Origin of the sequence: Curtobacterium sp. MCBA15_007 (assembly GCF_001864905.1) — a bacterium.
In the GTDB taxonomy this organism is placed as follows: Bacteria; Actinomycetota; Actinomycetes; order Actinomycetales; family Microbacteriaceae; genus Curtobacterium; species Curtobacterium poinsettiae.
Map to the genome: position 1 here is coordinate 40,448 of NZ_MJGM01000005.1, position 9,542 is coordinate 49,989.

Here is a 9,542-nt window from a genome sequence, read left to right on the forward strand (position 1 = left end):
TGCGTGCGTCCAGTCTGTCAGTGCGTGTAGGCGTACGCGATGAGTGCCATCGTGACGATGAAGCCCGCCAGGTAGTTGATCCAGAGGAACCGCTTCCAGCCGGCGTTCGCGGCCTCGGCGCCCTGGTCGGTGATGTTCCACCACGGCAGCACGTTGAGCGCGTACGGGACGACCACGATCGCGGCGATCGGCCCGGGGAACGCCGAGAACAGCAGGGCGACACCGGCGACCAGGTACGCGACGAACGCCAGCCGCACGGTCGCCCGCGCGCCGATGACGGTGGCGACGGAGCCGATGCCGCCGGCCCGGTCGGCCAGGACGTCCTGCACGGCACCGAACGCGTGCGAGGCCACGCCCCACAGGAAGAACGCGATGCACACGGCGACGAGCTCGCCGGTCCAGTGCGGCCCCGCGAGGGCGAGACCGAAGATCGCCGGCGAGACGAAGTGGGTGCTCGACGTGAGCGAGTCGAGGAACGGCTTCTCCTTGAACCGCAGCCCCGGCGCCGAGTACGCGATGACCGCGAAGACGCTGATCGCCAGGACGAGCCACGACCACGGACCGTTGCCGCTGACCGCGCCGAGCACCACGAGCGCGACGAGGAAGGGGACGTTCGTGACGACGACGGCCCACAACGTGGCACGGTGCACGCTCCTGTCGAGCAGGGCGCCCTCGACGCCGCCCTTGCGCGGGTTGCGCAGGTCGGACTCGTAGTCGAAGACGTCGTTGATGCCGTACATCGCCAGGTTGTAGGGCACCAGGAAGTACACGACACCGACCAGGAACGCGATCAGCGAGAACCCGCCGCCGCCCTCGACGCCGACCCCGCTGCCGAGCAGGTACGCCGCGCCGAACGGGTACGCGGTGTTCACCCAGCTGATCGGCCGCGACGACACGAACAGGGCGCGCAGGGTCGACGGCCTGGAGGCGGTGCTGGCGTTCACTTCGTGTCCTCTGCTGGTGCTGGCTCCGCTGGTGCTGGTGCTGGGGTCGGGTGGGGCGCGGGGCGCGCGCCGGTCCGGTCGAACAGGACCCACAGGCTGGGCAGCAGCACGATGGCGGACATCGCGTAGGCGAGGTCTTCGACCGGGATCGCACCGATCTTCGCACCGCTGATGAGCGAGGGGTCGTAGGCGACGATGCGCAGCGTGACGATGACGTTGTCGAACACCAACGTCATCACCAGCAGCGCGATGCCCGCGATCACGGACGTGAGCACCGCGACCCGGCGACCCACCGCGGGCAGCCGACCCGCGGCGCGTGCACGGCGCGCGGCGACGACCCCGGCGATGATGCCGACGACGGCCGTGACGCCGAAGAACGGCAGGGCCAGGAGCGCGTACGCCCCGGCGCCGTTCACGCCTGCCGCCGGTCGGTCGCCCGCTGGACGAGCGGCCGGACGAACCCGACCAGGTCCATCGTCGAGTAGCAGAGCAGCAGCAGGAAGAAGAGCTCCTCGAGCGGGACCTCGGGCGCCAGGAGCACCCCGGTGAGCAGGTTCTGCGGCCCGATGAAGAAGATGCCGGTCGCGACACCGGCGATGTCCCACACCATGAAGAACGCGACCCCGACGACCGTCACGGCCGCCGCCCGCCACGGCGCCCGCCAGAAGAACAACCGGAAGCGGGCGTCCAGCACGGTCATGCCGACCAGGGACACCACCAGGCCGGCGAGGTACAGCCCGGGCATCAGGCGGTCTCGGTCCGGTCCCTCGGGGCCCCGAGGGGTGTCGGCAGCGGCTCAGTGCTCCGGTCGCCGTGGATGCGCTTGAGCAGGACCTCGGCGCTGATCAGGCACATCGGCAGACCGATGCCCGGGATCGTCGAGGCGCCGACGTAGTACAGCCCCTCGACCTTCTTCGACGCGTTCTTCTCGCGGAAGAACGCGCTCTGCTTCAGCGTGTGCGCCGGACCGAGCATCGAGCCGCTCCAGGCGTTCAGGTCGTCGGCGAAGTCGCGGGGCCCGATGGTGCGACGGACCCGGATGCGGTCGCGCAGGTCCGGCACCCCGGCACGCTCGGCCAGCACGTCGATCGCACGGTCGGCGATCTGCTCGACCTGGTAGTCACCGGCGCCGTCGATGCCGCCCTTGCCGATCGACAGGTCGGCGGGCAGGGGCACCAGGATGAACAGGTTGCTGGTGCCGGGCGGGGAGACGCTCGGGTCGGTCTCGGACGGGGCGCAGACGTAGATCGACGCGGGGTCCGGCACGTGCCGGTCGTCCCCGAAGATCGCGCCGAAGTTGGCCTTCCAGTCCGCGGTGAACATCAGGGTGTGGTGCAGCAGCCCCGGCGTCGGACCGTCGATGCCCAGGTACACGAGCACCGCGCTCGGCCCCGGGTCGCGCTTCTTCCAGTGGTCGGCACCGTGGGTGCGGTGCTCCCGCTCGAGCAGCTGCATCTCGGTGTGCTGCAGGTCGGCCGCGCTGACCACGAGGTCCGCGGGGGCCGTGTGCTGCACGCCGTCGCGGTCGCGGTGGACGACACCGGTGGCGACGCCGTCCTCGACGACGATCCGTTCGACCTTCGCACCGGCGATGATCTTCGCGCCCTCGGCACGGGCGACCCGCTCGACGGCGGAGATCACCTCGGTGATGCCGCCCTTCGGGTAGAGCACGCCGTCGGACAGGTCCAGGTGGCTCATCAGGTGGTACATGCTCGGCGCCGCGTACGGGCTCGTGCCGAGGAACACCGCCGGGTAGCCGAGGATCTGCCACAGGCGGCGATCGCGCACGGCGGTCTCGGCGAAGGTCGAGAGCGGCTCGAGCAGCAGGCGCGCGAGCTTCGGCAGGCGCCGGAGCACGTCGGGTGCCGCGAGCTTCGTGAGGTCCTGGAACGTCGTGTACAGGAACCGGCGGACGGCCATCCGGTAGGTGTCCTCGGCCGACGCCAGGTACTTCCGCATCCGCTCGCCGGCACCGGGCTCGATGGACTCGAACAGCTCGATGTTGGCCTCGGCGTCGGCGCGCAGGTCGATCGGCTCGTCGTGGCCCTCGCTGTAGACGCGGTAGCCGGGGTCGAGCTTCACCAGGTCGAGCTCGGCCTCGGCTGACGTGCCGAGCAGCTGGAAGAAGTGGTCGAACACCTCGGGCATGAGGTACCACGACGGCCCGGTGTCGAACCGGAACCCGTCCTGCTCCCACGAACCGGCACGGCCGCCGAGCTGCGTGCGCTGCTCGAGCACCGTCACCGAGAAGCCGTCGCGGGCGAGCAGCGCAGCGGCCGCCAGGCCGCTGATGCCGCCGCCGATGACGACGGCACGACGTGCCGGCACCTTGCGCCGGGTGGTGGGGGCGACCGTCTTCGGTCGGGAGGCGCGGGGCGGGGTCATGACGAGCCTCCCGGCCGGTGGGTGGTTGCGCGCGACCGGAGCGGTCCGCGTCCGGCGAGGACCTGTGCCGCGAGGCGGACCTTCACCGGGTTGGGGACGCGCACGCGCGTCGTGACGAGACGGCTCGCCGGGGTGCGCGCGAGTCGGTCGTTGAGTTCCTGGAAGAGCGCGTGTGCGAGCCCGACGGCGTTGCGGGCATCGGCCGGCAGCAGGCGGATCGTCCGCGCGGCGTGGTCGAGGTCGGCCTGCACGTCGGCGACCAGGCGGTGCTTCGTGGCCTCGTCGAAGGAACGGATGTCGACGCCCGGGAAGTACGAGCGACCGAGCACCTCGAAGTCGGCGTGCAGGTCACGCAGGAAGTTCACCTTCTGGAACGCCGCACCGAGCGCACGCGCCCCGGCGACGAGCTCGGCCTGGTCGAACGTCGGCTTGCCCGCGCGGTACACGAACGCACGCAGGCACATCAGGCCCACGACCTCGGCCGAGCCGTACACGTACGCGTCGAACGAGGCGTCGTCGTGCTCGGTGCGCTCGAGGTCCATGCGCATCGAGGCGAAGAACGGGGCGGTGAGCTCGGCGCCGAAGCCGGTGGTGCGGGCGGTGCGGGCGAAGGCGTGGACCACCGGGTTCACCGAGAAGCCGAGCGCGATGGCCCGTTCGGTGTCGGCCTCGAGCTCGTCGAGCACGGTCCGGGCGAGCTCGCGGTCGAGCCCGGCCTCGGTCGCGGGGCCGTCGACGACCTCGTCCGCGACGCGGACCAGCGCGTAGACGTTGCGGATGTGCTCGCGCGTGTCGCGGGCGAGCATGCGGCTCGCCAGGCCGAAGGACGTGGAGTACCGGTCGATGACGACACCCGACGCGGCCTCGGCCGTCGCGTCGTAGAGCTGGAGGCGAGCCGGACGGGATCCGGTCGCCGTGGTGGTGCTGTGGGTCACCGGGCGCGCTCCACGAGTTCGGTCACGAGGGCCTCCAGGCGGTCGGCGAGTTCGTACGGCAGCCGGGCGAGTTCGGCCCGGGCGAGTGCGGTGTGGTCAGCGACACGTGCTTCCGCGGCGCCGCGCGCACCGCAGGACACCAGGGTCGCACGGACCTCGTCCGCGCGGGCCTCGGTCAGGTCCGGGTCACCCAGGTACGGCTCGAGGTCGGGCCAGCAGTCGGTGGTCGCCGCGTACGCGATGAGCATGGTGCGCTTGCCCTCGCGCAGGTCGCCGAGCACGGTCTTGCCGGTCATGGTCTCGTCGCCGAACACCCCGAGCAGGTCGTCGACGATCTGGTAGGCGATGCCGATCTCGCGGCCGAAGGCACCGAGGGCGGTGACGATCTCCTCGTCGGCGCCGGCCAGTACCGCACCGGACTGCAGCGGCGCCTCGAACGAGTACACGCTCGTCTTCGCCCGCTCCATCGCCAGGACCTCGTCCACCGTCGGCATCACCCCGAGTGCCAGGTCGACGTCGGTCATCTCGCCGGCGGCGCTGGCGAACACGGCCTCGTCGAACAGCTCGAGCAACCGCTCACGCCGGGTGCCGTCGACGCCCGCGGCCTCGATGAACCGAGGTGCCCCGGCGAGCGCCAGGTCACCGGCGATCACAGCGGCACTCATCCCCCGGTGCTCGGCGGTCGGCAACGGCAGTCCACCCGTCGTCCCGTTGTCACGGAACGACCCGGCGACGTTCGGCTGCCCGCGGCGCGACCAGTCACGGTCGATGACGTCGTCGTGCACCACCAGCGCGGTGTGCAGGAGTTCGTAGGCCGCCGCGACGTTGGCGGCGGCGTGCGCGTCGGTGCCGCCCATGCCGGCGTACGCGGTCATGACCATGCGGGGCCGGAAGCGCTTGCCGCCCATGCTCGCCTTGCGGAGCACGCGCCACAGCTCTTCCGACGGTCGGCCGTAGCGCTCGGCGCGCGCCGACGACACGGCGAAGAAGCGCTCGAGGCAGTCGTCGACGAGCGCGAGGTCGATGTGCGGCACGGTGGTCGCTTCCTCGCTCATTGGCCTAACCTATCGACTCAGATGAACGCTTTCCCTGAATCCGTGGTGCTCCTGTCCGACGACCGTACCCCGATCGGCACGGCGGACAAGTTCACGGTCCACACTGCCCACACGCCCCTGCACCTGGCCTTCTCGTGCCACGTCCGGAACACCGACGGCGACGTCCTGGTGACCCGACGAGCGCTGTCGAAGAAGACCTGGCCGGGGGTGTGGACGAACACCTTCTGCGGTCACCCCGGTCCGGACGAGTCCTTCGAGGACGCGATCGCCCGTCGCGCCGCTCGCGAACTCGGCATCACCATCCGTGACGTCGAGGTCGTGCTGCCGGAGTTCCGGTACCGCGCGGTCGACGCGTCGGGCATCGTCGAGAACGAGGTCTGCCCCGTCTTCCGTGCCGTGACCGACGACACACCGGCGCCCGCGGACGACGAGGTCGCCGAGTGGGCCTGGGTGTCCGAGGATTCTCTCAGGCAGGCCGTCGCCGGTGCGCCGTTCGCCTGGAGCCCGTGGCTCGGGTGGCAGCTGGCCGAGCTCGAGACCGCTGGGTTGCACGTCACGCGCTGACGCTGCTGCGTCTGCGTCTGCGTGTGCACCTGCGCCTGAGCGAATGCGCGCCGGCGCTGCGCGGAGTCGGCCGTTGCGGCCTGGCAGGGTGGACAGCGACGCCTGCCAGGCCCCTACCGGGCCGCTCAGGACCAGGCGTTCGACACGCACTTCGCGATCGTGCCCGTCGTGAAGCCAGCCGCCGCGGCGAGACACGGAGCGCAGAGCACCATGGTCGCGCAGGCTGCGCCGCACGCGACGCCGAGGACTGCGATCACCGCCCAGCTGATCCCGATGCGGTTGAGGCAGTTGTTCAGTCGCTTCCAGTCGAGGCCGTACGTCCCGACGGACGATGCCTGCTCCGCTTCGGTTCCCTGTGTGAGGTCCACGTTCTTGGTCAGCTGACCGTCCTGCCACATCGCGAAGTGCACCACGGTCACGGACGTCATCGCGGAGGCCATCTCGGTGATGGTCGTCTCACCGTCCACGGTCACGAACGAGAGCTTCGTCATCTCCGGGACGTCGGTCCCGAGGAGCGGGACCGAGACGACGTCGGCGCCCTCGTAGGTGTAAGCAGTGGCACCAGCCCAGTCAGGTCGCAGCCCTGAGCGTGCGGAGTACCCCGCTTCCCGAGCCGCCGAGACCGCGTTCGAACTCCGGTTGCGCCCTTCGACTCGGAGCTGCGAAGCGAGCTGGACGAGCCGTCCTGTGCCGGAGGGGTCCGTGACCGTCACCGCGCTCGACGCCTCGGCTCGTGCCGGCGCCACGACGCCGACGAGCGCGATCGCTGCGGCGGCCGCGGCGACGAACGCCACCCCCGAGAGTGCCAGCGTGCGCTTCTGACGGGGGCGCCTCGGTCGCATCTCACGGATCGACGCTGTGCCGATGCCGGCGGCGCCCAGGAGCCACCACACGACGGCGACATCGCGGAACCCCGGGGCGAACGACAAGGCGACGCACCCGATCGACGCCAGGATGATCCCGATGGTGGGCGACTGCTTCTTGACCATGACACTCCTTCGTGTTGGCATCCAGTGTTCTGGATATCAGGACACTAGCGTCCGGTTCGGGGTGCAGCAAGGGTTCTCATGACCGATGTGGAAAGCCGAGATCGAAGTTGTCCGACCTGCGCCGCAGGCGTACGCTCGACGCTCGGCAGCGCTCTGGGCGCCGCCACGACGAGACGAGAAGGGCAGGTGAGGCGCGATGTCGGGTGACCATCCTCGATCGGGCCGGCCGCCCGTGTCGGTCGTCGCGCCCGTTCGCTGACCCTGCCCCGCCCCGGATCGCCTCCGGGGTGCCATCGCGCCCGCCTGCTCCCCACCGAAGGAGCACGCACATGGCACTGATCGACAACGCGATCTACGTCCGGGGACGCCGCGTGGAGTCTCCGTCGACCCTGTCGCGCCCGGCTCGTGGCGACCTGACCTGGATCGGGCTGCTCCGGCCCGACCCGCACGAGCTCGAGGCCGTCGCCACCGAGTTCGACCTGCACGAGAACGCCGTCGAGGACGCCCGCAAGGGGCACCAGCGCGCCAAGCTCGAGCGGTACGGCGACACCCTGTTCATGGTGCTCCGGCCGGCCTGGTTCGACCCGTCCGAGGGCACCGTGGAGTTCGGCGAGGTCCACCTGTTCGTCGGCGACCACTTCGTCGTCAGCGTCCGGCACGCCGCGCGCCCCGACCTGGCGGCACTGCGGGCACAGGTCGAGGCGGACCCGGAGTTCCTGGCGAAGGGGTCCGAGGCGGTCACCGCGGCCGTGCTCGACGAGGTCGTCGACGGGTACGGGCCCGTCGTCCAGGTGCTGCAGGAGCAGATCGACGCCATCGAGGACCAGCTGTTCGCCGGGCAGGTCGACCCCGGGGTCTCGAAGCGCATCTACCAGCTGCTCAGCGAGGTCCTGGCGTTCCAGCGCGCGACCACCCCGGTGCCCGCGATGGTGACCGGGCTGCTCCGCGGTGCCGACAAGTACGGCGTGGACGACGACGTACAGCACCGGCTCCGCAACGTGCACGACCACGCGCTCCGCGTCACCGAGCGGGTCGACTCGTTCCGCGCCCTGCTCGAGAACGCCCTGACCCTGCACGCCACCCTGGTGTCGCAGGAGCAGAACGAGGCGATGCGGCGGATGACCAGCGCGAGCCTGGCGCAGGGCGAGGAGAGCCGGCAACTCGCCCGGGCAGCACACCGCCAGGGCGAGGAGGTCAAGAAGATCTCGTCGTGGGCGGCGATCCTGTTCGCGCCCGGCCTGATCGCCGGTGTCTACGGGATGAACTTCGACCACATGCCCGAGCTGCACTGGCACTACGGCTACCCGGTCGCGATCCTCGGCATGCTCCTGCTGATGGGCGTGCTCTGGGCGATCTTCCGCAAGCGCAACTGGCTCTGAGCCGACGGCGGATCGGCGCACAGGTGGCGCCGATCCGCTGGACGTGCATAATGATCTGGCCCGGATGTGAACGTGCACATCGATGTGCCACGACACCCGGGCGGAAACGAGCAGCAATGGCGTCATCGCGGACACAGCAACCGCGTTCGCCCAGCATCCGTGACGTCGCACGGATCGCGGGCGTCTCGCACCAGACCGTCTCGCGGGTGCTGAACAACTCGGACGCGATCCGGGCCGAGACGCGCGACAAGGTCCTGGCGGCCATGGAGCAGCTGCAGTACCGGCCGAACCGGGCCGCGCGCGCCCTGGTGACGAGCCGGACGCACACGATCGGCGTCCTGACGGCCCGTCGCGCCCACTACGGTCCCGCGGTCGCACTGCAGGCGATCGAGGACGCCGCGATGCTGCGCGGCTACTCCGTCACGACGGCGAACATCGCCGAGGCGACCGACGCCGCCGTGCGTGAAGGGCTCGGACACCTGCTCGACCTGGACGTCGAGGGCATCGTCGTCATCGCGCCCCAGCAGCGGGTCTTCGACCTGATCGCCGAGCTCGGAATCCGCACCCCCTACGTCACCATGCGTGCCAGCGTCGGCGAGGACCCCACGGCCCTGTGGGTGGACCAGATGGAGGGCGCACGACTCGCGACCGCGCACCTGCTCGACCTGGGACACGAGTACGTCCGGCACATCGCCGGCCCACAGGACTGGATCGAGGCCGACGCCCGCATGCAGGGGTTCCTGCGCGAGATGTCCGACCGCGACATGGCCGTCGCCCCGCCGATTCTGGGCGACTGGACCGCCGACTTCGGCTACCACGCCGGCCGCGAGCTGCTGCGGTGGCGGGACTGCACCGCGATCTTCTGCTCGAACGACCAGATGGCGCTCGGCGTCATGCACGCGGCGCGCTCGTACGGGCTCGACGTCCCGGGGGACCTGTCCGTGGTCGGCTACGACGACATCCCCGAGGCGAAGCACTTCTGGCCGCCGCTCACCACGGTGCAGGTCGACTTCGCCGAGCTCGGGCGTCGCTGCGTGGACCTGCTGCTGCCGAGTGAGGGCGAGCTCCTCCGCCCGATCGACATCGTCCCGCAGCTGGTCGTGCGCGCTTCGACGAGCGCACCCCGCACGCGCTGACGTGCTCGGGGCCGGCGGCGGCGGAGTACCTGCCGCAAACGGGCATCCCTGCCACGAACTTCCGACCAGGGACGCCCGGAAGCGCCAGGGACGCCCGCTCCGACACGGCGAGCGCGGCTCCGGACGCGCCCACGGACCGGACGGGAGGCCCGTGG

At 70.8% G+C, this 9,542-nt stretch carries 10 protein-coding genes; 3 read left to right on the forward strand and 7 right to left on the reverse strand.

Going from position 1 to position 9,542, the window contains the following annotated elements; translation table 11 throughout:
* Positions 1-17 precede the first annotated feature (17 nt).
* From BIU95_RS04490 to BIU95_RS04515, 6 genes are read right to left on the reverse strand one after another with little or no spacing between them, the layout of a single operon-like run.
* Positions 18-944, reverse strand: a complete 927-nt coding sequence (locus BIU95_RS04490; protein ID WP_071250622.1) for a prenyltransferase — start codon at positions 942-944, stop codon at positions 18-20.
* Positions 941-1,360 (reverse strand): lycopene cyclase domain-containing protein, encoded by a 420-nt coding sequence (locus tag BIU95_RS04495; protein ID WP_071250624.1) that lies wholly within the window; start codon positions 1,358-1,360, stop codon positions 941-943. Before BIU95_RS04495 ends, BIU95_RS04490 begins: the two co-directional genes overlap by 4 nt.
* Positions 1,357-1,689: a lycopene cyclase domain-containing protein gene (locus BIU95_RS04500; RefSeq protein WP_071250626.1), complete on the reverse strand. Its 333-nt coding sequence runs from the start codon at positions 1,687-1,689 to the stop codon at positions 1,357-1,359. Before BIU95_RS04500 ends, BIU95_RS04495 begins: the two co-directional genes overlap by 4 nt.
* Positions 1,689-3,329 (reverse strand): phytoene desaturase family protein, encoded by a 1,641-nt coding sequence (gene crtI, locus BIU95_RS04505; protein ID WP_082509494.1) that lies wholly within the window; start codon positions 3,327-3,329, stop codon positions 1,689-1,691. The genes BIU95_RS04500 and crtI overlap by 1 nt, the downstream gene beginning before the upstream one ends.
* The gene (locus BIU95_RS04510) at positions 3,326-4,264 is read right to left on the reverse strand and encodes a phytoene/squalene synthase family protein (RefSeq protein ID WP_017886420.1); all 939 of its coding nucleotides are present in this window, start codon (positions 4,262-4,264) and stop codon (positions 3,326-3,328) included. Before BIU95_RS04510 ends, crtI begins: the two co-directional genes overlap by 4 nt.
* Entirely contained in the window at positions 4,261-5,319 is a 1,059-nt protein-coding gene (locus tag BIU95_RS04515; protein ID WP_017886421.1) for a polyprenyl synthetase family protein, read from the reverse strand. The genes BIU95_RS04510 and BIU95_RS04515 overlap by 4 nt, the downstream gene beginning before the upstream one ends.
* Before the next feature lie 21 nt (positions 5,320-5,340).
* Here BIU95_RS04515 and idi point away from each other — a divergent pair, with 21 nt between their 5' ends.
* A complete protein-coding gene (idi, locus tag BIU95_RS04520; protein WP_031259371.1) occupies positions 5,341-5,883 on the forward strand; it encodes an isopentenyl-diphosphate Delta-isomerase in 543 nt (180 codons plus the stop codon).
* Between the two features lie 125 nt (positions 5,884-6,008).
* On the opposite strand, the gene BIU95_RS04525 is transcribed toward idi, so the two are convergent.
* A complete protein-coding gene (locus BIU95_RS04525) occupies positions 6,009-6,872 on the reverse strand; it encodes a hypothetical protein (protein WP_017886423.1) in 864 nt (287 codons plus the stop codon).
* A 329-nt stretch (positions 6,873-7,201) separates the two neighbouring features.
* Between BIU95_RS04525 and BIU95_RS04530 the strand changes: the two genes are divergently transcribed.
* Both BIU95_RS04530 and BIU95_RS04535 read left to right on the forward strand, forming a co-directional pair.
* A complete protein-coding gene (locus BIU95_RS04530; protein WP_017886424.1) occupies positions 7,202-8,251 on the forward strand; it encodes a magnesium and cobalt transport protein CorA in 1,050 nt (349 codons plus the stop codon).
* Positions 8,252-8,367: 116 nt separating this feature from the next.
* Complete coding sequence (locus BIU95_RS04535) at positions 8,368-9,387, forward strand: LacI family DNA-binding transcriptional regulator (RefSeq protein ID WP_017886425.1); 1,020 nt, start codon at positions 8,368-8,370, stop codon at positions 9,385-9,387.
* Positions 9,388-9,542 lie beyond the last annotated feature (155 nt).